This window comes from Aromatoleum sp. (assembly GCF_032027225.1).
Classification (GTDB): domain Bacteria; phylum Pseudomonadota; class Gammaproteobacteria; order Burkholderiales; family Rhodocyclaceae; genus Aromatoleum.
Map to the genome: position 1 here is coordinate 65,906 of NZ_JAVSMM010000009.1, position 24,867 is coordinate 90,772.

Below are 24,867 nucleotides of genomic sequence, written 5' to 3' on the forward strand. Positions count from 1 at the left end.
CTGCGGCCCCGCCCTGCGGGGAGGAGCGCGATCACGAGCCCGGGATTTTCAGCGCGCAGCGTCGCGCCCTGCTCTTCGCGGGCCTCGATCGGGGATCTCGCGGCCCGCGACCCTGCTCCTGGTTTTGCGCGTCCTTGTCTTCTACAACGCGTTTTCGGCGCGCAAATTGAGGTACAGGCCGGCCGTGATCGCCGCGGAGCCGGACCAGATCTGTGCGGGCAGCGCTTCGTTATTGAGCAGGTGGCCGAGGAGAAGCGCGAGCAGCGGCGTAAACACCGTGATCATCGCGAGCGACCCGGCGGACAGATGCTTCATCAGGTAGTAGTAAAGCGCGAAGCCGACTACGGACCCGAAAAGGCCGAGGTAGACGATCGCGAACACGCTGCGCAGCGGGAGTGCGGTCGGCACGCGGCCATCGCCGAGCAGCCAGGCCAGACCGAAAAGCGGCAGCGAAACGAGCATGATTCCGGCGGTGATCGCGAGCGGCGGCGTGTTGCCGCTGACGCGCTTCATGCCGACGAGGCCGGCAGCGTTGATCAGCACCGCGAGCAGTACGACCGCCAGCCCAGCCCCGGCCTTTGCGCCACCGAGGTCGCCGCCTGCTCCGAAAACGATCGCGAGACCGCCGAGTGCGAGCGCCATGCCGCCGAGTTTGGCGGGAGTCAGCGAGCGTTCGCCCAGCCAGAACGCCGCGAGCACGCTGGTGACGAACGGCGACAGCCCGAACACCACGGAGATCAGCCCGGAGTGGATGAACTGCGCGCCCCAGTAGACGCACAGCAGGGTGCCGAACAGGCCGGTCCCGCCGACGAGGTAAGCGGGCCAGGCCGCCCGCGTGAGCGGAAAGCCGACGCCGGTCACGAGCAGCAGTAACGCCGCGCAGACGACGCCGACGACCATGCGCGCGAACAGTGCGAAGGCGATCCCGCCACCGTCGAGGCTCCAATTGATCGCGAGCGGCGTCGTCGACCACAGCAGCGCGACCGCGAGATACGCGGCCGGGACACCGCCGGCCGCGCTCGGGGCGAGACGCGCCATCGTCAGAGATCGAGAACCAGCAGCTTGCTCTTTGCCCGCGAGCAGCAAGGCAGGAACTGGTCGTTCGCGGCCTTTTCCTCGTCGGTGAAGAAGTTGTCGCGGTGATCGGGTTCGCCGTCGAGCACGCGAGTCAGGCAGGTGCCGCAGATGCCCTGCTCGCACGACACCTCGACCTCGACGCCGGCGTCGCGCAGCGCGCCAACGACGGTCTTCGTCGCGGGCACGTTGACGATGCGCCCGCTGCTCGCGAGCTTGACGTCGAACGCCTGGTCGCACGAGGTATCGACCTTCTGCCCGGCGAAGTACTCGAAGTGAATCCGGTCGCCCTCCCAGCCACGCGCCTGTGCAGTCTGCGTGACGAATTCGATGAAGCCGCCGGGCCCGCAGACGTAGAGATGCGCGTCCGCGCCAGCCGCGTCGAGCACCGCCGGGAGATCGAGCTTCTGCCCCGCTTCGCCGTCGTCGTAGTGCATCCGGACGTGCTCGGCGAAGCCCGACTGCCGGACGCGATCGACGAACGCCGCGCGATCCTGCGAACGCGCGCAGTAGTGCATCTCGAAATCGGCCTCGCTCTGCGCGAGACGCTCGGCCATGCACAGGATCGGCGTGACGCCGATACCGCCGGCAAGCAGCAGCGAGCGCTTGGCGTGGACGAGCGGAAAGTGGTTGCGCGGGGCGCTGATCGTGATCACCTGACCTTCGGCGAGTTCGTCATGCAACGCGACCGAGCCGCCTCGGGACGCGGGGTCGCGCAGCACGCCGATCTGGTAGCGGTGCGTCTCGGTGGGGTCGTTGCACAGCGAATACTGGCGGACGAGACCCGGCCGGATCTCGACGTCGATATGGGAGCCGGCGCTGAACGCAGGCAGATGTTCACCGTCGATCGGCGCAAGTTCGAGCGAAATGATGTCGAGCGCTTCGACGGACTTGCGGGCGATGCGGACTTTCAGTTGGGTTTCCATGATGTCGGTCTCGAAAAAATCATGCCGGGGTCACGGCGGCGGCCTGCAGACGCTCGCGGATGTCGGCGCGCAGCCGGTCCTTGCGGATCTTGCCCGAAGCGGTGCGCGGAAAATCGTCGACGACGACGAGGTGCTCGGGATATTTCTGCTTCGCGACGCCCGCGCCTTCGATGAACGCGAGCACGTCGCCAAGCGCGATTTCCACGCCGTCCTCAGCGATCACGTAGGCGCACAGCGTCTCGCCGAGCCGCTCGTGCGGCATCGAGACGACCGCCGCCTCGCGCACGGCGGGCATGCGATGCAGGATGTCCTCGATCTCCTTCGCGCTGACCTTCTCGCCGCCGCGGTTGATCAGGTCCTTCTTGCGCCCGGTGACGACGATCGCGCCTTCCGCGGTCAGCCGGCCGAGGTCGCCGGTCGCGAAATACCCGTCGGCGTCGAAGCTCTCCGCCGTCGCTTCGGGGCTGCTGTACGCGAGCAGCATAGCCGGGCCGCGCACGCAAATCTCTCCCTCCTCGCCCGCGGGCACCGAGCGGCCATCGTCGTCGGCGATCCGCACGTCGTAATCCGCGACCTTGCCGTCGGTCGTCGCCGCAAGCTCCATTTCGCCTTCGCCGACGAAGCCGAGCGTCGTCAGCGGGACCTCGCTCGATCCATACACGCGGAACGCGCGGCACTGGTCGAGCACGGAGTAGGCCTTCGCGATCAGCGCCGGCGGGACTTCCGCGCCGCCGCAGGCGAACACCTGCAGCGTCGGCAGGCGGCGGCCGTCCTTCTCGGCCGCGGTCAGCAGCTCGTGCAGGAAGGGGGTCGCGCCGACGCTCGCGGTGACCTTTTCGCGGTCGATCAGTTCCAGCGCCTCGTCGGCATTCCAGCGCTCCATGAACACGGTGCGCGTGTCGCTGCAGAAGGGGATCTCCATGCCGCTCTGGCCGGTGACGTGCGTGACCGGCGAGGCCATCAGCAGGACATTGTCGAAACCGTCGACCTGCGAGCCGCGCGACCAGTGCTCGAACGCGCGCTTCAGCCGCAGCGGCCCGGTGTTGTGGCTGTGTAGGACGCCTTTCGGCCGGCCGGTCGTGCCGGACGTGTAAAGGATCATCTTCACCGCGTTCGCGTCCACCTTCGGCGCGTCGGCAAGTCGGCCGCCCTCCCCGACCAGCCCCTCGTAACTGTGGCCGTCGCCGTCCCCGGCGCACACCGTGAAGAGGTGCTCGAGCTTCGGCAACCGCAGCGCCAGCCGCTTCATCATCGCGCCGTAGTCGAACCCGCGGTAGTGCGACGGGAAGAACGCCGCCTTCACGCCGGCGTCGCCGAGCATGAACGCGACCTCGGCGTCACGGTAGATCGGGACGATCGGCGCGACGACGAGGCCGAGCATCGTCGTCGCCAGGTCGATCACGACCGCCTCGCGCCAGTTCGGCAGCTGAAAGCTGACGACGTCACCGGCTACGAGGCCGCGCCGCTGAAGTCCCGCAGCGAGCGCCTCGGCCTCGGCGAGCAGCTCGCTGACCGTGCACTGCTGGTTCTCGAACACGTGCGTGACCCGCTCGGGATCGCGCGCCGCGAGTTCGCGTGCGAAATCGGCCAGCGTCTTGTCGGGCCAGTCGCCGCTGGCGGTGTAGCGCGCGATCAGGGCGTCATCGAGGCGCACCTTCCATCCGCTTGCGTCTTTGCGCATTTTGTTCTCCTTCCCCCGTTTGAGCGACGGCCCTCAGGCCGCGAGCGCGGCATCGACGAAGCGCACGAACTGCGCGTCGCGATTGCCGAAGAGTGCGGCGTTGGTCATCAGGCGCCGAAAATAGTGACTCACATCCAGCTCGTCGGTGACGCCGACGCCGCCGTGCATCTGCACCGCTTCGTTGCAGACCTTGCGCGCCGCCTGAATCACGTAGGCCCGCGCGCCGCTGACGACGCGCGCCCGCTCCTCGGCCGGTCCCGCGAGCGCCTGCTGGGCCGCCGCGGTCAGCGCCCGCACTTCCTCCTGCAGCAGGAAGCAGTCGACGAGGCGATGCTGCAGCGCCTGATTCGCGCCGATCGGCCGCCCGAACTGCTTGCGCACCTTGAGGTATTCGGTCGTCACCGTCATCACGCTATTGACGATGCCGAGGCTCTCGGCGCACAGCGCGACCGCGGCTTCATCGCGGATGTCAGCGAGCGCCGCGGCGGCCGACTCACCGGACTCGGGCTGCAGGCGCTCGACCCGTACGCCGTCGAACGAGACGAGTGCGGCGCCGCGGCCATCGACGAGCCGGTATTCGCGTCGCATCACGCCGATCTCGTCGGCGTCGACCATCACGACAGCAGGCTCGCCACTCGTCGCGTCACGCGCGGAGACGAGAAGCTTCCCCGCGACGTCGCCTTGCAGCACGCCGACCTTGGTGCCGGTGAGCCGCTCGCCCTCGAGCACGCAGGGGTCCGACGCGGCATCCTCGTCCGCGAACGCGAGGATCAGCGAGCCGTCCGCGAGTTGCGGCAGCAGCGCCGCCTTCTGCGCGGAGGAACCCTGCTTCAGCAGCAGGCCGGTCGCGACGACCGCACTGGCGAACAATGGCTCCATCAGCAGGCGGGAACCGGCAATTTCCATCACCGCGCCGACTGCGACCGCGTCGCCGTCGAGCCCACCGTCGTCCTCCGGCAGCCGCAGCGCGAGGAGCCCGAGTTCGGCCAAGTCGCCCCAAGCCTTGCGGCTGTAGCCTTCGGGTGCATCGAGCACCGCCCAGCGGTCGTGGAAGCTGTAATTGTCGTCCGCGTAGCGCGCGGCGCTGTCGCGCAGCATCGCGATCGTTTCGAGATCGGTACTCATAGTCCCAGCACCCCTTTCGCGACGATGTTCCGCTGGATCTCGGACGAGCCGCCGAAGATCGTCGCGGCGCGGTTATAGAAATGGTCTTTCAGGATGCCCCCGGCGTCGTCCGGGCCGAGCGGCGGCAATTCCGCCGAGTGCAGCGCGGCGACGTCATACGCGACGCCGGCGGCACCGAGCGACTCGACGAGCGTCTCCATGACATCCTGGTACAGCTCGGTGCCGCGGATCTTGATCAGCGAGGCCTCGCCGCCGTTCTCGGTGCCGTCGCACATCGCCTCGACCGCCCGGTACGCGGCGAGCTCGAGCGCCAAGAAGCGCAACTCGAACTCTCCGATACGCTGGCGCATCAGCGGCTGGTCGATCAGCGCGACGCCGCCGACGACCGTCTCGCGCGCATGGCGCTTCAGCCGGTCCAGCACGTGCCACGCCCAGCCGACGATCGCGCCGGCGGTGCGCTCGTTCTTCAGCAGGAACTTCGCGTACGTCCAGCCCTTGCCTTCTTCGCCGACCAGGTTTTCGGCCGGCACCTTCACGTCCTCGAGCCAGACTTCGTTGACATGCGCGTAGCCGTCCATCGTGCGGATCGGCTTCACCGTCACGCCGGGGCTCTTCATGTCGATCAGCAGGAACGAGATGCCGGACTGCGGCTTGTCGTCGCGGTCGGTGCGCACGAGGCAGAACAGCCAGTCGGCCCACTGCGCATAGGTCGTCCACACTTTCTGGCCGTTGACGACGTAGTGGTCGCCCTCCCGGATCGCCAGCGTGCGCAGTCCGGCGAGGTCGGAGCCCGCGCCCGGCTCGGAGTAACCCTGCGCCCAGAACTCCTCGGTCGTCTGGATGCCCGGGAGGAAACGCTGCTTCTGCGCGTCCGAACCGAACGCGTAGATCACCGGGCCGACGTACTTGACGCCGAACGGGATCACCCACGGGCAGCTGAGACGCGCGAGCTCGTCCTCGAACGCGAAGCGCTCCAGCGGCGACCAGCCCTTGCCGCCGTACTCGGCCGGCCAGTGCGCGACCGCCCAGCCCTGCTTGTCGAGGAGGCGCATCCAGCGGACGTAGTCGTTCTTGTCGAGCACCTGATGGCGGTGCGACTTGTCGCGCAGGTCCGCCGGCATCACCTCGGCATGGAAGCGGCGCACGTCCTGCCGCAAGCGCTCGGCCCGGTCGCGCAGCACCTCGATTGCGCGTGCTTGGGTCATCTCGCCCTCCCTTCGAAAAGGCCGCGCCCCGCGGCGGCCGTGGAGACAGAAATCCTCACTTTTCGCCTCCGATCCCCAGGTACTTGTCGAGGGTCTCGTGGTGATGGCGGATGCGGCTTTCCTGGTAGCTCGCGAGGCTCACCGCGCCCTTCTTCGACGCGCGCAGCCCCTTCGTCATCGCGCCGAGATTGTTCATGTCCTGGTCGAACACCGGGCCGAGCGCGCCGAGCTCGGGCGCGGCCGAGAACGGCTGATCGTCCCGCAGGCGATTGAGCTTCGCGGGCGGCGGCGGCACTTCGCCTTCCTTGTGGCGCCACAGCAGCATCACGTCGAAGAGGCAGCTCTCGTGGTCGTCGCCATCCGGGATCACGCGGTAGAGGATGTTGCCGCAGTAGCCTGCCCAGATCTGGGTGTTGGGGAAGATCGAATACAGGATCGCGTCCTGCAGCTCGGCGAGCGTCGCATGCGAGAGGTCACGGCCCGACACGTCCCCGAAGATCTTGCGGTTGAGTTCGCCGATGTACTGGCGCGTCGTCTGCCCTTCGGGCAGCTGGTGCGCGGCGCCGTCGGAGTCGGCCATGCGTCCGGACTCTTCGAGAATGTCGTGCAGCACGAGCGGCTCGACGACCCCTTTCGTGTGGCTGCTCGGCACCGCCATCGGCGTGACGCTGCGGCTGATGTTGTCGCCGTACATGTCGTACTGGCTGTCGCAGTCACCGGTGAAGGTGAGGATCTGCGGGTGCGTGACGTGGGCGTGCATCGACTCCATGAAGGCTTCCTGCGCGACCTTCCAGTTCGACGGCACGCGACGCTGCACGTGCGCGACGATCACCGAGCGCTCGAAGGCGTAGTCGCGGAAATGCTGCGGCAGCGCGCCGAGGTAGTCGATCAGCGGCGGCGCGTTGTCGTCCATGTTGATGAAGACGAAGCCCAGCCAGCTCTCGACGCGCACCTCGGGCAGGTTGCTGCCGGCCTTGTCGAGGAACTTGAAGTCCCACTCGCACGGAATGCTGGCGAGCTTGCCGCGCAGGTCCCAGGTGAAACCGTGGTACGGACACTTGAGTTCGCGAACGACGCCGCCGTTCATTCGCAGCGCGCGGCCGCGATGCAGGCAGGAGTTGTGAAAGCCGCGAATCACGCCGTCGTCGCCGCGCATCACGATGATCGAGTGGCCGACGATGTCATAGACGAGGTGGTCGCCGGCCTTCGGGATCTGCTCCTCGCGGCCGACGAACTGCCAGGTGCGCGTCCACATCTTTTCGGCTTCGAGCCGGTGGAAGTCGGCCGAGGCATAGCGACCGACCGACAGGTCCTCGTCGCGGAAGCCGGGGTGGTTCGGCGCCAGGTAGTCCGGCACCGGCACGGTTTCCTGCTTGAGCAGCTCCTGGAACAGACCGGGGTCCCCGGCCTGGCCTTGCGGCATCAGCACAAATTTGTCTTCGGGCTTGTTCATCGTCGTCTCCGTCCTCTTCTTGTCGTCGGGATGGCCGTTCAGCCGGCCTGCAGGATGGTCACCGCGCTCACGCCAGGTGCGCCATAAACATGGGTGTATCCGAGCCGCGGCTTGCCCGGCACCTGCCGCGCGCCGGCCTCCCCGCGCAGTTGCGTGCAGATCTCGATCACCTGCCGCAGACCGGACGCGCCCACCGGTTCGCCGTTCGCGAGGCAGCCGCCGTCGGTGTTGATCGGCAGGCGCCCGTCGATCGCCGTCTCCCCGCTGCGCAACAGATGCTCCTGCTCGCCGTGCTCGCAGAAGCCGTTTTCGGCGATGTGGATCAGCTCGCTGCCGCTGTCGGTGTCCTGGAGCTGGATCACGTCGATGTCCTTCGGCCCGACGCCGGCCTGCTCGAACGCGGCGCGCGACGCGGTTACGGTGGGCGCCGGCGCCTGCGCCGCGGCAAGGCCAGGATTGAAGACTTCGAACGAGCCATGGTGGCGCGTGCGCATCACGGCCGCCTTCACGATGACTGGCCGGTCGGTGTATTTGCGCGCGTGCTTCGCGCTGCACAGCACGAGCGCGGCCCCGCCTTCGGCAGGGTTGCAGAACATGTACTTACGCAGCGGCAGGTTCACCGGCATCGACTGCGCGATCTCGTCGTAGCCGAGCTCCCGGCGTCGCCACGCGTGCGGCGTCAGTGCCCCGTTGCGGAACGCGCGTTGCGCAACGCACACCAGCGCATCCTCGGTGATGTCGTGCTCGTGCATGTAGCGGCGCGTCTTCAGGGCGAAGAACTGCGTGGTCAGCATCATCCCGGTCTCGCCGTACCAGTCCTCGAGACCCCAGTCGCGCGGTCGCGGATTGAAGGCGCCGCGCGGATGCTTGTCGAAACCGACCGCGACGCCGATCTCGGCGACGCCGGCCTGGATCGACGCGATCACGCTCGCGAGCGCGCTGCCGCCGGTCGCGCAGCCGTTGGCGACGTTGACGAACGGAATGCCGGTCAGGCCGAGCAGATTGCCGAGCGCGTCGGCATTGCCCGCGTCCTGGCTGCCACCGTAGGCCACGCCGACTCCGGACCATTCGATGCCCGCATCCTTGAGCGCCTCGCGCACCGCGTGGGCGCCCTGCTGCTGGCCCGAAAGCGCGTCGGTGCGCCCGAACGGATGCAGGCCGATGCCGATGATTGCGACGTCGTTGTCCATGAAGTTCTCCGGTTCAGGCGGTGGGCGCCACGTCGGCATCGGGCTCGACGGGGGCGAAGGCGTAAGTGAAGACCGGCTCTTCGCCCGCCACCTTGCGGTACGGCAGCAGCGTCAGCGTGAGCGGCATGCCGATGACGAGGCGCTCGGGATCGGCGATCGTGAGCCGGCTTTCGACCTTCACGCCGCCCGGCATCTCGACGTAGCCGACGCCGTACGGCTCGAAGTCCTGCTCGGATTCGCCGCCGTTGTACGGCGCCTTCGGCTGGAAACCCTGGATCGTCCACGACCACAGCGTCCCTTCGCTGCCGATCGGGTGTGACTCCATTTCCGTCGCGCAGCAACGCGTGCAGCCCTTGCTCGCGGGGAAATAGATTTCGCCGCAGTGGCGGCAGCGGCTGCCGATCAGAACCGGAACATCGCCGTCGAGGCGAACGACATCCGGACAGGCGAGCCGCGGAAGCGGATTCCACTTCATTGCAAGGTCTCCTCGCTTTTGTAAAACAAGCGTGCTTGTTTGTTATAGTACCCGAATAAACCGCGACGTAAAGCCGCGGTCGAGTTTTTCTTCCCGGTTGCCGCTGTTGCGATCCCCGCAGGACGAAAGCTCACTCGCCCTCTCGGACCGACCCGTCCGCCGGCCCGAACGTCCTTGCCGCTCAGGCCTCGACCTTGCGCGACTTGCGCGGCTTCTTGACGGGCTCGAGATCGGCTTCCGCAGCCGGTTTCGGCATTTCACCGCCATGCGTCGCCTGGTAAGCCTTCTCCATTTCCATCATGCCGACGCGCGCCAGCAGCTGATGCAGCTTTCGCAGCCGGTCGCCCTTCATGTACGGCGCCGGATTCGTCGCGACACCTTTGAGCGCATGGAACATCAGGTCGCGCAGCACCTCGCTGGTTTCCTGGTATTCGATCCAGTACGGGAAGCGCTTCAGCAGCGTCGCCGACTTGCGTTCGTCGAGCGCCGCTTCGAGCGGCGTCAGCACCGCCTGCAGCTCCGCGTCCGTACGCGCGCCGCGCTGCAGCTCCTGCAGCGCGATGAAGGTCGGGCGGCCGTAGTAATACTTCTGCAGCACTTCGAGCGTTTCGAGCATCGCTTCGTACGTCGGCGTCTCGCCCGGCGGCAGCTTGATGCGCTTGACCGCGTCCTCGTACTCGGCCGCCCGCAGATCGATGATGTACTCCGCCGCCGCGTTGAAAACTTCCGCGCGCGACTTGAAGTGATGCGTCATCGCGCCGCGAGAGACGCCCGCCTTCTGCGCGATCTTCTCGGTCGTGGTCTGGGTGTAACCGAGCTCGACGAGGCACTGCAGAGTCGCTTCGAGGATCTGGTTACGCGTCGCGAGGCTCTTTTCGGCCTGCCACGTGACGCCGCTCGCACGCGAGCGCGAGGGATCACGGCGGGGCCGTTCGACGCGACGCACCGGCGCGTCGGCCGATGCGAGCAGGGATTCGGGCGTGCTGTTATCCATGATCTTTCGCTACCTTTGTGATTCCAAAATTCGGCGCGGCCTTAGCCGTTCCGCCGCGCCGCCGGTGGGCGTCGCACGGACGCCACCTTGGTCGTCCCGCATTACCCGCCCCGGTACGACCGCGGGGGAACGGCTGCGTTCAAAAAACAGACGGGTCGGTATCAAACATTCTACGACAAACGAATCGAATGCCCATAGTCGACGGTGACGACCGAACCATTCATATATGACGACGCGTTGCTCGCGAGCAGCAGCAGCGGCCCGTCGAGCTCTTCGAGACTGCCGAGTCGCTTCGCAGGCAGGTTCTGGATTTCCTTCTTGCCGGCTTCGGTCTCGTAGAACGGGTTCGTCATCTCGCTCGGGAAGTAGCCCGGGGCGATCGCGTTGACGCGGATCCCGTGCTGCAGCAGGTCGAGCGCCATATAGCGCGTCATGTGCAGCAGCGCGCCCTTCGTCGTGCCGTAGTTGATGAACGCTGGATACGCGAGGTGGCCGAGGATCGACGCGATGTTGATGATCGAGCCCGGCTTGCCGGCCGCGATCAGCCGGCGAGCGGTTTCCCGGGCGACGTAGAACGGGCCCGACAGATTCACGTCGAGGAGGGAGGTCCACTGCTCGTTCGACATCTCCTGGAACGCGGTCGGGTTCGACAGCCCGGCGTTATTGACCAGGATGTCCACGGTGCCAAGTTCGGCCTCGATGCGGTCGAGTGCGGCGCGGATCGAGTCGCCGTCCGCGACATCCATGCGGCACCCGAACGCCCGTCCCCCCGCGTCGCGGATTTCCGCCGCGACCTGCTCGACGCGTTCCGTACGACGCGCGACGCACGCCACTTTCGCGCCCGCCTCGGCGAGGACCTGCGCGACGTGCAGGCCGATGCCCGATCCCGCGCCCGTCACGAGCGCGACGCGGCCTTCGAGCGAGAAGCGCTTGCCGATGCGATCCAAACGGTTGTCTGTAGTCATGTTCTTTCCCCTTTGCTCTCAGGCGAGTGTCGCCGGGTCGGCGAGCGGGTCGGCGAGCGCGTCGGCGATCGCCCGGGTGAAGCGCGCCGCGTCTGCCCCGTTGATGACGCGATGGTCGTAGCTGAGCGACAGCGGCAGTACCGGCACCTGGCGAACTTCGCCGTCGACGAGCTTCAGCCGCTCGGTCGCGCGCGTCACGCCGAGGATCGCGATTTCCGGCGCGTTGATGATCGGCGTGAAGCCGGTGCCGCCGAGGTTGCCGAGCGAGCTCACCGAGAAGCAGCCGCCCGACATTTCGGTGATCGGGAGCCCCTTCGTACGCGCACGCTCCGCCTTGTCGACGAGTTCGGCGGCGATCTCGGCGATCGACTTCTTGTCGCAATCGCGGATCACCGGTACGACGAGGCCGTTCGGCGTCTCGACCGCGACGCCTATGTGGAAGTAATGCTTCAGCACGAGGCCGTTGCCGTCGGCGGCGAGCGACGCGTTGAAGCGCGGAAAGGCCTTCAGCGCGGCGACGACCGCCTTGATGATGAACGGCACCGGCGTGAGCTTCGTGCCGAGCGCCTCCGACATCTGCCGGCGCACCGCGTCCAGCGTCGGCACGTCGGCCTCGTCGTGGTGCGTCACGTGCGGAATCTGCGCCCAGTTGCGCGCGAGGAAGGACGCAACGAGCTTCTGGTGGCGCGGCAGCGGCACCGTCTCGACTTCGCCGAACATCGCGAAGTCGACGGCGGGCATCGGCGGCAGCGTCGCCGGCCACGCAGGCGGCGGAATCTTTTCGTTGGCCGACATCACGCAAGCTCGCCGATCACGGTGCCGACCTCATAGGTCTCGCCGGCGTCCTTGTGGATCTTGAGCACGCCGTCGGCCGGCGCTTCGACTTCCTGCACCGACTTCTCGCTCTCCATCGTGTAGAGCAGTTGCCCCTTCGTGACGCTCGCGCCGTCCGGCACCATCCACTCGGTGAGGATCGCCTCGTTCACCGAGAAGCCGAGCTTGGGAAGAATGATTTCGGTTGCCATGTTGTTGTCCTCCTTTGGGTTTCTGTCAGGTTCAGTTCAGGGTTTCGCGGATCGCCGCGAGAATGCGGTTCTGCGTCGGTACGAACTCGGTTTCGAGCGGCTTCGAGAACGGCACCGGCGACCGCGCCGCGCCGACGCGCGCGACCGGGGCCTTCAGCGTGCCGAAGAGGTCCTTGTGCAGCCGCGCGGCGATTTCGGCGCCGACGCCGAAGTCCACCTGCGCCTCGTGCGCGACGACGACGCGGCCGGTCTTGCGCGCCGACGCCGTGACGGTTTGCATGTCGAGCGGCGCGATCGTGCGCAGGTCGATCACTTCAGCCGATACACCTTCCTTCGCGAGCTTCTTCGCCACGGCGATGACGTCGTGCAGCGTGCGGCTGTAGCTCACGAGCGTGATGTCGCTGCCTTCCTGCACGACCTTCGCCTTGCCGATCGGCACGCGCTCCCCCGGCACCGGCGCATCGCCCGGCACGAAGTACAGCGGCAGGTTCTCGATGAAGATGCACGGGTCGTCGTCGAAGATGCACGACAGCAGCAGGCCATACGCGTCGGCCGGCGTCGCCGGTGCGACGACCTTGATGCCCGCGGTGTGCGCGAACCACGCCTCGAGGTAGTCCGCGTGCTGGCCCCCGGTGCCGAAGCCCGCCCCGGTCGTCGTGCGGATCACGAGCGGCACGTGCGTCTGGCCGCCGGTCATGAAGCGCAGCTTCGCCGCGTGGTTGACGATCTGATCCATCGCGACCGTCATGAAGTTCATCAGCATGATCTCGGCCACCGGACGCAGGCCGGCGAGCGCGCCGCCGACCGCGGCGCCGACGATCGCCTGCTCGGAGATCGGGGTCGATTTCACGCGGCCGGTGCCGAACTTCTGCGACAGGCCGGCGGTGCACTTGAAGACGCCGCCGCCCTGCGCGTCGGCGATGTCCTCGCCGAGCACGACGACCGACGAATCGAAGGCCATCGCGTCATGAAGCGCTAGGTTGATCGCCTGCGCGGTGTTGATCTTCTTCTGGGCTACGGTGCTCATGCTTGCGCTCCCTCGGCGACGACGTCACGGTCGAGTTCGGAAATGTCGGGATAGGGACTCGCGAGGCCGAACTGGACGGCCTCCTCGAACGCGGCGGCGTTGGTCCCCTCGATGTCGACGAGCTGGCCGTCGGTCGCGAAGCCCTGCTCGATCAGCCACGCGCGGAAGCGCGGCAGCGGGTCGGCGGCAACCGCCGCGGCCATCTCGTCCTTCGGGATGTAATGGCTGTCGTCGCCGATCAGATGCCCGCGGAAACGGAACGTGTTCGCCTCGATCAGCGTCGGACCTTCGCCCGCACGCGCGCGGGCAACGGCAGCATTCGCCGCCTTCCACATCGCGACCGCATCGTTGCCGTCGACTTCCACCCCGGGAATTCCGTAGCCGATCGCGCGGTCCGCGATCGTCGCCGCGCCAGTGCCGAGGTCGTAGCGCGTGTGCTCGGCGTAGCCGTTGTTCTGACAGACGAAGATCACCGGCAACTTCCACACTGCGGCGAGGTTCAGCGCCTCGTGGAACGCGCCGATGTTGCTCGCGCCGTCGCCGAAGTTCACGACCGTGACCTGGTCCGCGCCCTTGAGCTGCGCCGCCCACGCGAGGCCGTTCGCGATCGGCAGACCTGCGCCGACGATACCGGTCGTCACGGGCAAGCCGGAAGCCACGTGCGTGACGTGCATCGGCCCGCCCTTGCCCTTGCAGGTGCCGGTCGCGCGACCGAACAGCTCGGCGACGAAGGGCTTCAGTGGAATGCCTTTCGCGAGCTGGTCATGGATGCCGCGGTAGGTCGTCACGACAGTGTCGTCCGCCCGCAGGTTCACCGAGATCGCGGCAGGGATCAGCTCCTGTCCGCGCGGCGAGTAGTACGGCGACGCGATCTGGCCGGCCTTGATCAATTCGATGAAGCGATCGTCGGCCTGCTTGATCAGCGATGCGATCCGGTAGATCTCCAGCAGGACCTGCTTGCCGGGTTTGTTTGTCTCACTCATTCCCTACCTCTCGATTCGGGTTCATGAAGTCTTGCTTGTTCCAAACCGGACTCGGTTTCCTCATCGGCCCGCTTCAGGTCGATTTAAAACCAACAATCCCGTTTGTTTTTTTGCAGTATATCGACGGCCTTTTGCAATGACAAGCATCAGAACGCTTCAGTGGATTTCTCTTTCTTCCGCTGCCGGGATATTTGTGGAGCGGTCGATGATGGCGAGGTTTTGCAACGGCGCGCGCTTGAGGAGCGCGAGGGTGGGCGTGATCGAGCGCGGGGATTGGCTCGTCAGTTGACGAAGGCGGTGCGCGTCCCGATCGGACGCCATCCGACGGGGACGCGTCGCGTGACACGCGGAACGACGGGCCGCGGTCCGCGCGGCCCCTTCCCTTTCAACTCGCGCTCACCCGTCGATCGCCGATCGATGCCGTGTTCCGCGCGCCGCCGAAAATCCGACGAGAGCACGAGCGCGGTGCACCCTGTTCCGGGCAGCAAGCGATGGACGACTTCCGTCCCCACCGAACAAAGCCCGGACCCGCCTCGCTCAGCGCTCGACGACCAGGTTCCGGCGCAGCACGACCGGCTTGCCGCCGGTGCTGCGCTTGACGACCCAGTGCGACAGCGCCGAATCGAGGTAGTCCGCGTGGGACGGGAACCACGACGACAGCGCCTCGGCAAACTTTCGGCCGATCTCGATATTGCCCGCGACGACGAGCGGCTCGACTTCGAGCGCGGACTTGTAGACCGCATCGTGGTCGTCGACGTGACACGACGTCGACGGGAAATCGGTCGCCTCCATCAACGCCTTCTCCTCGGCGAAATGCGCTTCGACGTGCTCGATGAAGGCGCGCATTGCCGCGGGGAACTCAGCGTCCGCGCACGTCAGCATTCGGTCGACCGCGCTCACGAACTCGCGGTGCGTATCGTCCATGCGCGCGTGCCCGAGCAGGTAGGCATCGGTCCAGGGCATTCCCTTCTGCGTGTCCATTTTTTGTCCCCTCTGTTTATGGATTGATTGTCTCGATTGCAGGGTGGCATAGCGGCCCGAGTTCGGCCATAAGGTACTCCCGCTGCACTTCCGGCGACCAGCTTACCGGATCGAAAACCGACTGCACGGCGACGCCGATGACGATCACCAGCAGGCGCCGCGCCACGGCGTCGAACTCCGCCGGAGCGGGTGGGAGCCCCTGCCCTGCGCGCGCCTCGAGCACGCTGCGAAACAGTCGCCGCGCGTTGAGCGCCTGCGAGGCCTGCTCGGCGGCGAAGTCCGGGTCGAGCACCGCGATGTGCCAGAACGCGAGATAGACCTTCCAGTCCTGGATGCTCGGGTCGTCCCGCGGCAGAAGCGCCTCGATGCAGCCGAGGAGATCGCACGGATCCCGGTCGAGCGCGGCGGCGAGGCGCTGCTGGGCGTTGGCCGCGGCAGTTCGGTAGGTATGCAGCAGCAGTTCCTGCTTGCTCGAAAAGTAATGGGTGACGATCGCCGTGCTGAAGCCGGCTTCCGCGGCGATCTGGCGCATCGTCAGGGCATCGATTCCGACGCGCGCAATGATGTCGGCCGCAATCCGGGCGACGTGCAGACGACGGTGTTCATGATCTACGACAGCAGGCATTGACTTGGCTCAAGAAGTACGTTTAATCTAATTTACAACAAGCGTTATAAAAAAATAAAGCCTTTTCGTTGAAGCGCATTTTCACGCGTTTTCGCGACATGTTCGGCGACGAAGAGGTCGATTTACGCAAGAAGGAAGTCTCGAAGATTTCCAGACAAGAGCCCAAAGGAGAGACAAGGATGACCCAGGATAAGCTCCCGAAGAACCTCGGCCGCCGTCAGGCGCTGATCCGTGGCGGTCTCGCCGCCGGCGGCCTGGTCGCGGCAAGCGTTGCGCCCGCCGCACAAGCCGCGAAGTCCGCGGGCAAACAGCAGTGGGACCATGAAGCCGACGTCGTCTGCATCGGCTCCGGTGCCGCGGCCTGCTCCGCGGCGGTAACCGCAGCCGGCCTGGGCGCAAAGGTCATCCTCGTCGAGAAGATGCCCTTGCCCGGCGGCACGACCGGAAAATCGGGCGGCGTGACCTGGATTCCGAACAATCCGCTGCTGCGCGCGCGCGGCATCAATGACGAACGGACCGACTGCCTGCGCTTTCTCGCGCGCTATGCGTATCCGCGCCAGTACACGCCGAACAGCGCGACGCTCGGTCTGCCCGACGGCTCGTACCGGCTGCTCGAAGCGTTCTACGACAACGGCTCGCCGATGATCGAGAACATGGACAAGCTCGGCGCGGTGCGCTTCCGCGAGTTCAAGATGTGGTTCGTCGACAAGTACGCGCCCGATTACGCCGACCATCTGCCCGAGAACAAGACGCCGCGCGGCCGCGCGCTGGAACCGGCGGTCGGCGCGAGCTCCGCGGGCGGTGGCGCGAGCCTCGCAGCGCAGATGGAGAAATGGCTTGCGGCAAAAGGCACGCCGATCCTGCTCGAACATCGCGTGACGAACGTCGTCAAGGACGGCGACCGCGTCGTCGGCGTCGAAGCGCTTTACGGCGACAAGCTCGTCCGCATCAAGGCCCGCAAGGGCGTCGTGTTCGGCACCGGCGGCTATGCGCACAACGCGAGCCTGTGCGGCCTGCCATCTGACGGGCCAGGAGGCGGGCAACATGAAGCTGCACCCCGGCGCTGCCTACGCGTCGCTGGTCGGCGTGCCCTCGGTCGAGAGCCAGCTCAAACGCGTCGAGCCCGGCGCCCCCGAGCGCAGTTACCTGATGCACAAGCTCGACGGCACGCATCTGGACGCGGGCGGAAGCGGCGAACAGATGCCGTTCGGCGCGGCTGCGCTCGACGAGGCGACGCGGCAGACCGTGCGCGCGTGGATCTCGGCCGGCGCGAAAAACGACTGACACCGGTGCCCTTCGGAAGGGCAAGCAAATGACAAGAAAAATCGGGCATCGGGTACGGCGGATCGAAAACAGGCGAGCCTGTTTAAGAAATACCCGCCCGCGCTGCCCGACCTCCGGAATTGCCCCCGAAAGGGGGCTGCGCCAGGACTGCTCAGACGGTCCGGCAGCTTGATCGACGACAGAGAGAAAGCGTTCAACCCAAAACACAACCGACGCTGTCGGGCCTGACAGGAGCGAGACATGGGCAACTTGAGCATTCAGGAAAAATTCGAACGGGAGCTGGTCAAGGGCGGTTTCCTGCGCGGCGATCCGATCACCGGCGACCGCTACTACTCCCGCGAATTCGCGCAGAAGGAATGGGATCACGTCTTCACGCGGACGTGGCAGATCGGCGGCATGGCCGCGCAGCTGGCGAAGCCGGGCTCGGTGATCACGTACGAGATCGGCAACGAGTCGATCCTGATGACGCACGCCGAGGACGGAAAGATCCGCGCCTTCTTTAACGTCTGTCCGCACCGCGGCAACCGGCTCGTCGCCGAGGAAGAGCGCTGCGGCACGAAGCGCATGGTGTGCGCCTACCACAGCTGGACTTTCAGCCTCGACGGCGTCGTGCGCCACGTCCGCGATGCCGAGGATTACCCGCAGGGCAGCCCGATCGGCAAGCTCAAGCTCGAGGAGATCAGCTGCGACGTGCTCGGCGGGCTGGTGTGGTTCAACATGGATCCGAACGCGCGGCCGCTGCGCGAGTCGCTCGGCGTCGTTGCCGATCATCTCGACGCGTACCAGACCGACAAGTGGGTCCGCGTGATGTGGCTCACCGGCAAGGTCGACTGCAACTGGAAGATCATCCACGACAACTTCAACGAGGCGTACCACGTCCTCAGCCTGCATCGCGAACTCGGCACCTTCATCGACGACGCGTACCAGAACACGGACTACGACATCTACGAAACCGGCCACAACCGCATGCGCATGAAAGGCTGCCTGCCGTCGAGCAGCAGCCGGGTCGGCGAAGTGCAGGCCCCGCTCGACGCGATCCTGCGTCAGTGGGACCTCGATCCCGCCGACTTCAACGGCCGCGTGCGCGAGGCGCGCGCTGCGGTGCAGCAGCAAAAGCGCAAGCTCGGCGCCGAGCGCGGCTACCATCACTACGAAAAGCTGTCCGACGACCAGCTGACCGACTATCACCACATCACGGTCTTCCCCAACATCTCGCTGACGATGTCGGCCGACGGCTATCAGGTCCTGCGTCCGCAGCCGCACCCGACCGACCCGGAGCAGTGCCTGTTCGACCACTGGTTCATGGTTCCGGTCGTCGACGGCGTCGCCGAAGTGGAAACGCCGCGGGGCACGCGCAAGATCGAGCCGGCACCGCACGAGACCTTCCTGCACGGCGACGCGTCGATGGGCTTCGTCGCCGACCAGGATCTCAGCGTCGCGATTGCACAGCAGCGCGGCCTGCATTCGCGCGGCTACAAGGATTCCTACCTGACCGGGCAGGAAGACCGCGTGCGGCGGCTGCACGAAGTGATCAACGACCACATCGAAGGGCGCCGCTGAAAAGGCGGGAAGCGCCCGCTCCCCGGGCGGCCGCCGTCCGCGGCGGTGCCGCACCCTGCCCCACGCGTGCACGCTGCCCCACGCGCGCACTGTTGCCCGAAGAGGTAGCGGCGCGGGGGGTGGTGGTGCGCGCGGTCGGCTTACTGACCTCGCGTCGGCGAAGATCGCCGGCAGTGAACGCAACGCCGCAACCCGCCACTCGGGCTAGGAGTCTGCGCGGCAGTCGCGCCCGCTCCCAAGCCGGCCGCCGAAGCCGCCGCCCGTCGGTTCAGCCGGCGCCGCCGCGACCCGGCTTCCGTCGCTTCTTGCCGGCTTCCGTCCGGGCAGAACTCTTCTGCGCCTGAGCGCGGGCGGCGTCCGCCTCGTCGAGCCACAGCAGCGCCTCGATATAGGGGACGAAGTGCTCCAGGTATTCGGGAGCGACGTCGCGCATCAGCCCGAGCGCCCGGAGCACGAGGAAATGCGAATTGAGCGGGCCGGCGTTGTCGGGCGCTTGCGCGAAGGCATGGGCGAGCTGCTGTTCGACGCTGAGCTTCGACCAGGTGTGGCGGAAATATTTCAGGGATTTCAGTTCGACCCGGCGCTCGGCCGCTGGTCGGGCGGTCGCGGTGTCGTCCGCGTTCGCGCCGTCCGGCGAGCGCAGCGCGATCCCGGCGAGCAGATCGGTGAATAAGCCGCTGTCGCGCCGCGCTTCGAGGCGTGCGAGCAGGCGCTGCAAGCCGGGGAAATCGCCGCCGTCGAAATGCTGCCGCAGCGCGTCCGCCGCCTCCGGGAATCGCGACAGGCCGGATGCGAGCCGATCCCGCGCGTCCCGCTCGGCTCGCTCGGCGCGTTCGCGGTAGTCGCCCAGCGCCTCGGCCAGTCGGGCGTCGAGCCGGTCCCGGACCGCGTCCCGCTGTTCGGCCGCACGCCGGGCCAAGCCCTCGATGAAACGAAAGCGGACGGGATCGAAACATTGCGCCCCGCGTGCGCGCAGCGCGTCGACCTGCCCGTCCGCGTCGAAATTCGGAGCGTGCGAGCGGGTGGCGGTTCTTCCGGGAGAGCTCACCGGGCCCCCGCCTCCGCGCCGCGGGACTTCGGCACCGGCGCCATTTCGACGCGCCGGTTCCGCGACCGCCCGTCGTCGTCCGCGTTCGACGCGACCGGCTGCTCAGCCCCGAACGCCGCGGCAAACACCGACGAGGACGGGATGCCTTCGTCGATCAACGCGCGCGTGACGGTCAGCGCCCGCTGCGCGGAAAGCTCCAGGTTGTCGGCGAATTGTCGGTTGCTGTCGCGGACCGGCCGATCGTCGGTGAAGCCGCTCACCATCAGCATTTCGTCGTTGACCGAGAGATATGCGGCCAGCGGCGGCGCGAGGCTCTCGAGGAGCTGCCGTCCTTCCGGCTGCAATTGGTCGGAGTTCAGCGCGAACAGCACGCTGCCGCTGATGCCGATGCGGCCGTTGTCGAGCGTCACGCGTCCCGCCGCGAGCGGCACCGCCAGCGCCTTTTCCAGCGCCTCGCGCCGCTGCTCTTCGATGCGCCGTTTCTGCACTTCGGTTTCGAGCGTGGTCACCAGTTCGAGCTGCACGCCGAGCACGCCCACGAGGATGAGCACGAACGCGCCCAGCAGGCCGGACATCAGGTCGCCGAACACGGCGAAGGCCGGTGCGGAGTGCTCGATGCCGCCGTCGATCTCGTCCATCCTCAGCCCTCGCCGGCGATCGACGCCTGTCTGCCGGAAACTTGCTGCAGGTCCTCGACGATCCGCTGCTGCGACATGATGCTCAAGTCGATGATTTCCCGCGCCTGCGCGACGTAATAGGCGAGCTGCTCGTCGCTGCGCGCCATGGATTTGTCGAGCGCCCCTTCGATCCGCGCCAGGGTCACCATCAGCTTGTCGCTCGATTCGCTGAAGAGCTGCACCGCGAGGCCGAACGCTTCGCTCAGGCTCGCCACCTCGACCGCACCGCTGCCGATCTGGCTCGCGACGTCGGTCATCCTGGCCGACTCCGCGTCGATGCGTTCAGTGAAGCGGGTGCCGGCGGTTTCGAGCATCGCCGCCGACGACGCCACGAGTCCGTCGATCGCAGCCCGCTGCTCGGTCGAGGCGTGGTTGATCGCCGTGAGCAGCGCGCCCGACGTCTCCATGATGCGGCTGCGTTCGGCTAGAAGCTCGTTGTCGCGGGCGATGCTCGCAGAGAGTTCCCGCCGCAGCTCGCCGATGACTTCCGCCGCGGCCTGCGGGGCCTGCGCCGCGACGTGCATCAGCCGGGCGACCTCGTCGATCGTGCTCGTAGCCTGCGCCCTCGCCTCGGCCGCAATTTCGGACGCGGCTGCGCTCAGCGTGCGGCAGAGCTGCTCCTGCTGCGCGAACGTCTGCGCGCCCGCTTGCTGCCATTCCTGCTGCAGCGACGCCGCCATCGCTTCGAGCGCCGCGCTGAGCGCGGCCTGCCGCGCCTCGTCCCGTACCGCCGATTCCGCCTGCATTGCAGCGACGGTCTCATCGACCGTCGTCAGCAGCGCCGCCGAGCGCTGCGCGACGGTCTCGGCGAAGGCTTCCAGCGAGCGGTGCATGTCCTCGGTCAGGTGCTCGCCGGCGCGTTCGTGCCGCGCGAGCGCCGCAGTCCAGGTGTCGGACGCGCCGTCGAGGGCCGTCCCCAATCGGGTGACGAGACCGTCGAGCTGCGTTTCGACCGAACCGGCGAGCTTCGCATGCAACGCTGCCGATTCGCGCGCGACACTCGTCGTCGTCTTGGCGAGATCCGACCGCAGCGCCGCATGCGCCGCTTCCACCGAAGCCACCAGCGCGGATGAACGCTGCCCGAAGGTCTCGGTGTAGGCGGCCAGCGCCTCCTGCAAATGGGCGGCGAGGCTTTCGCTCGTACGCTCGTGGTTCGCAAGCGCCACGGTCCAGGTATCGGCGACCGTCGCGACGCTGCGGTCGAAGCGCTCGGAGAGGCCGTCGAGCTGCGTCGTCACCGTGGCGGCGACGCGTTCGTGCAAGGCACTGGTTTCGCGCGCAATGCCGGTCATCGTCGCCTCGACCGTCGGCCGGATCGTCTCGCCGGCGACGCGCGCGCTTTCGGTGAGGCTCGTCTCCAGCGAGTGGCCGACCGACGCGGCCAGCTCCGAATACATCCCCCGCGCGTCGCGGTAAAAGCGCTCCTGCTCGCCCGCGAGGCGCTCGTTCAGCTCCCTGCCCTGCCGGTCCATCTGCGCCATCATCGCCTGCAGCGTCTGCACCACTTCGGGCAGCGCCGCGGCCTGCACCCGCAGCGCCTTGTAGGTTTCCTGGCGCTGCTGTGCGTGCGAGAAACCGCGCAGCGTCGTCGCGACTCGGAAGTCGAGCGCTTGCGACGTCTGCAGGCGCGCGCGCCGGCACAGCGCCGAGACGAGGCCGAGCATCGCCGACGCCGCGACGCCCGCGACCGAGGTCCCGAACGCGACCCCCAGGCCCTTGACCGGCGCCGCGAGCGCGGCGCGGATCGTCTGCAGATCGCTGCTGCTTTCCAGCGCGAGGACGGCGCCGTTGAGCGTCACGACCATGCCGAGGAAAGTCCCGAGCATTCCCAGCAGCACCAGCAGCCCGACGAGGTAGGGCGTCACCGCCGGCCCGGGCAGGCCGACGCGCTCGCCTTCGACGCGCAGCCGCACCGCGTTCTGCAGCGTCGGCGGCAGCCCGCGGAGCCAACCGCCGAGATCCGTCAGGTTCTCCGGAATCGCGGCGAGGGCCGCATCCAGTGCCCCGGTTGCGCGGTGAAAACGCAGCAGCTCGATGCCGCCAGCCAGATAAACGGCGCCGATCAGCGCGGTCATCGTCAGTGCCAGCGGGCTCGCGCCGACGTAGCCGACGCCGACCCACGAAACCGCGACCAGGCCGACGACAAAGGCCGCGGCGCAGATAATTCGATTCATTGCTTCCCTGTTACCTCGTTGTCGAGGGCCGCGAGCAGCCCGGCGACCGGCTGCAACCTAAGCTCCAGCTCCGCCAGCAGCACCGCCCGCAGGTCGGCACAGAAGACCGCCAGCCACCCGCCGGCCTGCATCCACTGCGCGGGGTCGTCCGCGGTCTGCGCTGCGGCCTGTGTCGCCTGGTGCGCCGCGTAAAGATTCCCGAAGCGCCGCGCGAGCAGCGTCGGAACCGTCGCGAGCAGGTCGCGCTCCCGGCCGGACAAGGCCTTCTCGAGCACGGCATCGAGGCCGGCAAGCCGCTCGTGCCCGGCAGAACGTCGTCCCACCGCCGTCCGCGCCGCAGCCCGCAACGGACCGATGCTCGCGACCATCTCCCGCTGATGCGCGAGATAGTACCGATGGTAGGACGCGAAGTCGGCGGCCCGTTCGATTGGCTCATTAGGCGCGGGAGCCGGCAGTTCGATCCGACCCTTGCCGGCCTCGGCTCGCGCTTCCCCGGTGATCGAACTCACGAGGGTTGCCCACACACGGGTGAAACGCTCGCGCAGTTCGCCCGTGTCCGCCGGAGCCGCGGGGCGCGGAATTTCCGACGTGCGCGGCCCGGCGTCGAGCGCCGAAAACAGCGCCAGCGCATCGCCGATGTCCACCCATTGGCCGAGTCTTTCGGCGAACGATTGTTTCGACGCAGGCAGATCCGTTTCCACGAGCTCGCTCAGAACACGAACCAGCGCGGAACTGTTGAAACGCGTGCGCGGAGCCCGTTGCGCCATACCTGAAAAAGCGGCAAGGCTACTACAAAGCGGCTAGCGGGTCAGCGGCTGCGGAGCGCTCATGGCCGTTCGGCAGCGCAACTACGGCGAAGGAGGCGGAGCGCGCGACTGGCCCGATGCTCGTCACCCCGCCCGGGAGCACCGCTCACCGATTCGCGTACCCGGCGTCCACGTGGATGGTGCTGCCGGTCACGTAAGACGACAGGTCGGACGCGAGCCACAGGCTTGCCTGGGCGACTTCGGTCGGCGCGCCGAAGCGGTTCAGCAGACTCCGCGTGGGCGCGTATTCGGCTTCGGATACCTTCATCGCGTCGAGGGCGCCGCGCAGCATCGGCGTGTCGATCGCGCCCGGGGCGACGGCGTTGACGCGGATGTTGTGGCCGCCGTTCTCGAGCGCGGCCACCTTCGTCAGCCCGATGACGCCGTGCTTCGCGGCGACATAGGCGCCGTTGGTCGGCTGCGGGCGGAAGGAGCTGACGGAGCCGATGTTGATGATCGAACCGCCCTGCCCCTGGCGGATCATCTGCGCGAGCTCGTACTTCAGGCACAGCGCGACGCCCTTGAGATCCACCGCGATCACGCGGTCGAAGTCGGCCTCGTCCATCTCCGCGAGCGGCTTCGCGTCGGGCGTCACGGCGGCATTGTTGACCGCGACGTCGAGCCGGCCGTAGCGCGAGACCGCTGCGGCGACGAGCGCCTCGACATCCGCTGCGACCGATACGTTGGCGCGCTGGAAGAAGGCTTCGCCGCCGGCGGCGACGATTTCCTCGACGATCTGCCGACCCGCGCTCTCGTTGACGTCGGCGACGACGACGCGCGCGCCGGCTTCGGCGAAGAGGCGTGCCGTTGCCGCGCCCATTCCCATTCCGGCGCCGGTGACGATCGCGACCTTGTCCTGCAGGATCTTCGTATTCATCTCGGTTCCTTTCTCGAATGATCAGGCCAGCGCCGGCTGGAGCGTCGGGGCGGCGACGACGGTTTCCTCGCGCACGACCATGCCCCGCAGCGATCCTTCGGCGACGAGCGCTTCGAGCGTGGCGAGGTCCGCGTCCGCCCAGGCCGCGTGCAGCGCGTCGAGGCTCGGCCACCAGCTGCACTCGGCGCCGTCGAACGGTACGTCGTCCGCGATCGCGATGTGGCGCGTGAGACGGAGCGGAACGGCATCGGGCATCGGCAGCGGACGGCACGAGCCCAACCAGCGCCGCGCGAACTCTGCCGCCGCGAGCGCCGGCCCGCGGCGCGCGACGACGATCAGCTTCACGGCGCCGGGCGGCAGTGGGCTGTCGACGACGACCTCTTCGCGCGCGACGAAGGCGAGCACCGGCGGCGCGACGAAGTTCGCCTCGTCCGGCCCGGCGCCGTCAAGGTACTCACGGCTCGACACCAGACGTGCGAGGGCGTCGGCATCATCCACCCACAGCTCCGGCGAACCATCCGCCAGCAGCGGCAGCCCCGGCAGGCCGGACCCCGGGTCGTCGCCGATCCGGTGGTTCTGGATGTAGCCGCGGATGAAGCCTGCGTCGACGAGCTTCAGCGCGTGCGCCTTGTGCGTCGTGCGCCAGTATTCGCTGAAGGCGGGCAGCGTGAAGTCGTCCCGTCGCGTCAGAAAACTCAATACCTTGAGCATC

The 24,867-nt window shown here is 67.4% G+C and carries 24 protein-coding genes; 2 read left to right on the forward strand and 22 right to left on the reverse strand.

The window, feature by feature from the left end; all coding sequences use genetic code 11:
- Positions 1–141: 141 nt before the first annotated feature.
- The 16 genes from ROZ37_RS11725 to ROZ37_RS11800 all read right to left on the reverse strand — a co-directional run bounded on the left by ROZ37_RS11725 (position 142) and on the right by ROZ37_RS11800 (position 15,729).
- Positions 142–1,038, reverse strand: coding sequence for a DMT family transporter (locus tag ROZ37_RS11725; RefSeq protein WP_312659549.1), 897 nt, complete (start codon positions 1,036–1,038; stop codon positions 142–144).
- 2 nt (positions 1,039–1,040) lie between these two features.
- Entirely contained in the window at positions 1,041–2,000 is a 960-nt protein-coding gene (locus ROZ37_RS11730; protein ID WP_312659550.1) for a PDR/VanB family oxidoreductase, read from the reverse strand.
- A gap of 19 nt (positions 2,001–2,019) precedes the next feature.
- On the reverse strand, positions 2,020–3,681 hold the full coding sequence (locus tag ROZ37_RS11735) for an AMP-binding protein (RefSeq protein WP_312659551.1): 1,662 nt from the start codon (positions 3,679–3,681) through the stop codon (positions 2,020–2,022).
- Between the two features lie 33 nt (positions 3,682–3,714).
- The gene (locus ROZ37_RS11740) at positions 3,715–4,806 is read right to left on the reverse strand and encodes an acyl-CoA dehydrogenase family protein (RefSeq protein WP_312659552.1); all 1,092 of its coding nucleotides are present in this window, start codon (positions 4,804–4,806) and stop codon (positions 3,715–3,717) included.
- On the reverse strand, positions 4,803–6,011 hold the full coding sequence (locus ROZ37_RS11745) for an acyl-CoA dehydrogenase family protein (RefSeq protein ID WP_312659554.1): 1,209 nt from the start codon (positions 6,009–6,011) through the stop codon (positions 4,803–4,805). Before ROZ37_RS11745 ends, ROZ37_RS11740 begins: the two co-directional genes overlap by 4 nt.
- Positions 6,012–6,066: 55 nt before the next feature.
- The gene (locus ROZ37_RS11750) at positions 6,067–7,464 is read right to left on the reverse strand and encodes an aromatic ring-hydroxylating dioxygenase subunit alpha (protein ID WP_312659556.1); all 1,398 of its coding nucleotides are present in this window, start codon (positions 7,462–7,464) and stop codon (positions 6,067–6,069) included.
- Positions 7,465–7,502: 38 nt separating this feature from the next.
- On the reverse strand, positions 7,503–8,654 hold the full coding sequence (locus ROZ37_RS11755; RefSeq protein WP_312659558.1) for a thiolase family protein: 1,152 nt from the start codon (positions 8,652–8,654) through the stop codon (positions 7,503–7,505).
- Between the two features lie 13 nt (positions 8,655–8,667).
- On the reverse strand, positions 8,668–9,129 hold the full coding sequence (locus tag ROZ37_RS11760; RefSeq protein WP_312659560.1) for an OB-fold domain-containing protein: 462 nt from the start codon (positions 9,127–9,129) through the stop codon (positions 8,668–8,670).
- Between the two features lie 181 nt (positions 9,130–9,310).
- Entirely contained in the window at positions 9,311–10,123 is an 813-nt protein-coding gene (locus ROZ37_RS11765; RefSeq protein ID WP_312659561.1) for a TetR/AcrR family transcriptional regulator, read from the reverse strand.
- Between the two features lie 170 nt (positions 10,124–10,293).
- Positions 10,294–11,088 carry an SDR family NAD(P)-dependent oxidoreductase gene (locus ROZ37_RS11770; protein ID WP_312659562.1) on the reverse strand — a complete coding sequence of 265 codons (795 nt, stop codon included), beginning with the start codon at positions 11,086–11,088 and terminating at the stop codon, positions 10,294–10,296.
- Between the two features lie 18 nt (positions 11,089–11,106).
- Positions 11,107–11,883: a 2-oxo acid dehydrogenase subunit E2 gene (locus ROZ37_RS11775; protein ID WP_312659563.1), complete on the reverse strand. Its 777-nt coding sequence runs from the start codon at positions 11,881–11,883 to the stop codon at positions 11,107–11,109.
- Positions 11,883–12,113, reverse strand: a complete 231-nt coding sequence (locus tag ROZ37_RS11780) for a lipoyl domain-containing protein (protein ID WP_312659565.1) — start codon at positions 12,111–12,113, stop codon at positions 11,883–11,885. The genes ROZ37_RS11775 and ROZ37_RS11780 overlap by 1 nt, the downstream gene beginning before the upstream one ends.
- A gap of 31 nt (positions 12,114–12,144) precedes the next feature.
- On the reverse strand, positions 12,145–13,140 hold the full coding sequence (locus ROZ37_RS11785) for a pyruvate dehydrogenase complex E1 component subunit beta (protein WP_312659566.1): 996 nt from the start codon (positions 13,138–13,140) through the stop codon (positions 12,145–12,147).
- Complete coding sequence (locus ROZ37_RS11790; protein WP_312659567.1) at positions 13,137–14,123, reverse strand: thiamine pyrophosphate-dependent dehydrogenase E1 component subunit alpha; 987 nt, start codon at positions 14,121–14,123, stop codon at positions 13,137–13,139. The genes ROZ37_RS11785 and ROZ37_RS11790 overlap by 4 nt, the downstream gene beginning before the upstream one ends.
- 537 nt (positions 14,124–14,660) lie before the next feature.
- Complete coding sequence (locus ROZ37_RS11795) at positions 14,661–15,104, reverse strand: hemerythrin domain-containing protein (RefSeq protein ID WP_312659568.1); 444 nt, start codon at positions 15,102–15,104, stop codon at positions 14,661–14,663.
- Between the two features lie 16 nt (positions 15,105–15,120).
- Positions 15,121–15,729 carry a TetR/AcrR family transcriptional regulator gene (locus ROZ37_RS11800; RefSeq protein WP_312659569.1) on the reverse strand — a complete coding sequence of 203 codons (609 nt, stop codon included), beginning with the start codon at positions 15,727–15,729 and terminating at the stop codon, positions 15,121–15,123.
- Between the two features lie 179 nt (positions 15,730–15,908).
- Here ROZ37_RS11800 and ROZ37_RS11805 point away from each other — a divergent pair, with 179 nt between their 5' ends.
- The gene (locus tag ROZ37_RS11805; RefSeq protein ID WP_312659571.1) at positions 15,909–17,045 is read left to right on the forward strand and encodes an FAD-dependent oxidoreductase; all 1,137 of its coding nucleotides are present in this window, start codon (positions 15,909–15,911) and stop codon (positions 17,043–17,045) included.
- 208 nt (positions 17,046–17,253) lie between these two features.
- Positions 17,254–18,573 carry an aromatic ring-hydroxylating dioxygenase subunit alpha gene (locus ROZ37_RS11810; RefSeq protein ID WP_312659573.1) on the forward strand — a complete coding sequence of 440 codons (1,320 nt, stop codon included), beginning with the start codon at positions 17,254–17,256 and terminating at the stop codon, positions 18,571–18,573.
- Between the two features lie 268 nt (positions 18,574–18,841).
- On the opposite strand, the gene ROZ37_RS11815 is transcribed toward ROZ37_RS11810, so the two are convergent.
- The 6 genes from ROZ37_RS11815 to ROZ37_RS11840 form a co-directional block, all read right to left on the reverse strand.
- A complete protein-coding gene (locus tag ROZ37_RS11815) occupies positions 18,842–19,621 on the reverse strand; it encodes a DUF2894 domain-containing protein (protein ID WP_312659575.1) in 780 nt (259 codons plus the stop codon).
- Positions 19,618–20,259 carry an OmpA family protein gene (locus tag ROZ37_RS11820; protein WP_312659576.1) on the reverse strand — a complete coding sequence of 214 codons (642 nt, stop codon included), beginning with the start codon at positions 20,257–20,259 and terminating at the stop codon, positions 19,618–19,620. Before ROZ37_RS11820 ends, ROZ37_RS11815 begins: the two co-directional genes overlap by 4 nt.
- 2 nt (positions 20,260–20,261) lie before the next feature.
- Complete coding sequence (locus tag ROZ37_RS11825) at positions 20,262–22,472, reverse strand: DUF802 domain-containing protein (RefSeq protein ID WP_312659577.1); 2,211 nt, start codon at positions 22,470–22,472, stop codon at positions 20,262–20,264.
- Positions 22,469–23,239, reverse strand: a complete 771-nt coding sequence (locus ROZ37_RS11830) for a DUF3348 domain-containing protein (protein WP_312659578.1) — start codon at positions 23,237–23,239, stop codon at positions 22,469–22,471. Before ROZ37_RS11830 ends, ROZ37_RS11825 begins: the two co-directional genes overlap by 4 nt.
- A gap of 145 nt (positions 23,240–23,384) precedes the next feature.
- Positions 23,385–24,155, reverse strand: a complete 771-nt coding sequence (locus ROZ37_RS11835; protein ID WP_312659579.1) for an SDR family NAD(P)-dependent oxidoreductase — start codon at positions 24,153–24,155, stop codon at positions 23,385–23,387.
- A gap of 21 nt (positions 24,156–24,176) precedes the next feature.
- Positions 24,177–24,866 carry an EthD domain-containing protein gene (locus tag ROZ37_RS11840; RefSeq protein WP_312659581.1) on the reverse strand — a complete coding sequence of 230 codons (690 nt, stop codon included), beginning with the start codon at positions 24,864–24,866 and terminating at the stop codon, positions 24,177–24,179.
- Position 24,867 lies beyond the last annotated feature (1 nt).

Excerpts from the sequence above, each read along its gene's own strand:
- ROZ37_RS11725 (WP_312659549.1), bottom strand. The coding sequence starts at position 1,038 with ATGGCGCGTCTCGCCCCGAGCGCGGCCGGCGGTGTCCCGGCCGCGTAT.
- ROZ37_RS11730 (WP_312659550.1), bottom strand. The coding sequence starts at position 2,000 with ATGGAAACCCAACTGAAAGTCCGCATCGCCCGCAAGTCCGTCGAAGCG.
- ROZ37_RS11735 (WP_312659551.1), bottom strand. The coding sequence starts at position 3,681 with ATGCGCAAAGACGCAAGCGGATGGAAGGTGCGCCTCGATGACGCCCTG.
- ROZ37_RS11740 (WP_312659552.1), bottom strand. The coding sequence starts at position 4,806 with ATGAGTACCGATCTCGAAACGATCGCGATGCTGCGCGACAGCGCCGCG.
- ROZ37_RS11745 (WP_312659554.1), bottom strand. The coding sequence starts at position 6,011 with ATGACCCAAGCACGCGCAATCGAGGTGCTGCGCGACCGGGCCGAGCGC.
- ROZ37_RS11750 (WP_312659556.1), bottom strand. The coding sequence starts at position 7,464 with ATGAACAAGCCCGAAGACAAATTTGTGCTGATGCCGCAAGGCCAGGCC.
- ROZ37_RS11755 (WP_312659558.1), bottom strand. The coding sequence starts at position 8,654 with ATGGACAACGACGTCGCAATCATCGGCATCGGCCTGCATCCGTTCGGG.
- ROZ37_RS11760 (WP_312659560.1), bottom strand. The coding sequence starts at position 9,129 with ATGAAGTGGAATCCGCTTCCGCGGCTCGCCTGTCCGGATGTCGTTCGC.
- ROZ37_RS11765 (WP_312659561.1), bottom strand. The coding sequence starts at position 10,123 with ATGGATAACAGCACGCCCGAATCCCTGCTCGCATCGGCCGACGCGCCG.
- ROZ37_RS11770 (WP_312659562.1), bottom strand. The coding sequence starts at position 11,088 with ATGACTACAGACAACCGTTTGGATCGCATCGGCAAGCGCTTCTCGCTC.
- ROZ37_RS11775 (WP_312659563.1), bottom strand. The coding sequence starts at position 11,883 with ATGTCGGCCAACGAAAAGATTCCGCCGCCTGCGTGGCCGGCGACGCTG.
- ROZ37_RS11780 (WP_312659565.1), bottom strand. The coding sequence starts at position 12,113 with ATGGCAACCGAAATCATTCTTCCCAAGCTCGGCTTCTCGGTGAACGAG.
- ROZ37_RS11785 (WP_312659566.1), bottom strand. The coding sequence starts at position 13,140 with ATGAGCACCGTAGCCCAGAAGAAGATCAACACCGCGCAGGCGATCAAC.
- ROZ37_RS11790 (WP_312659567.1), bottom strand. The coding sequence starts at position 14,123 with ATGAGTGAGACAAACAAACCCGGCAAGCAGGTCCTGCTGGAGATCTAC.
- ROZ37_RS11795 (WP_312659568.1), bottom strand. The coding sequence starts at position 15,104 with ATGGACACGCAGAAGGGAATGCCCTGGACCGATGCCTACCTGCTCGGG.
- ROZ37_RS11800 (WP_312659569.1), bottom strand. The coding sequence starts at position 15,729 with ATGCCTGCTGTCGTAGATCATGAACACCGTCGTCTGCACGTCGCCCGG.
- ROZ37_RS11805 (WP_312659571.1), top strand. The coding sequence starts at position 15,909 with ATGACCCAGGATAAGCTCCCGAAGAACCTCGGCCGCCGTCAGGCGCTG.
- ROZ37_RS11810 (WP_312659573.1), top strand. The coding sequence starts at position 17,254 with ATGGGCAACTTGAGCATTCAGGAAAAATTCGAACGGGAGCTGGTCAAG.
- ROZ37_RS11820 (WP_312659576.1), bottom strand. The coding sequence starts at position 20,259 with ATGGACGAGATCGACGGCGGCATCGAGCACTCCGCACCGGCCTTCGCC.
- ROZ37_RS11825 (WP_312659577.1), bottom strand. The coding sequence starts at position 22,472 with ATGAATCGAATTATCTGCGCCGCGGCCTTTGTCGTCGGCCTGGTCGCG.
- ROZ37_RS11830 (WP_312659578.1), bottom strand. The coding sequence starts at position 23,239 with ATGGCGCAACGGGCTCCGCGCACGCGTTTCAACAGTTCCGCGCTGGTT.
- ROZ37_RS11835 (WP_312659579.1), bottom strand. The coding sequence starts at position 24,155 with ATGAATACGAAGATCCTGCAGGACAAGGTCGCGATCGTCACCGGCGCC.
- ROZ37_RS11840 (WP_312659581.1), bottom strand. The coding sequence starts at position 24,866 with ATGCTCAAGGTATTGAGTTTTCTGACGCGACGGGACGACTTCACGCTG.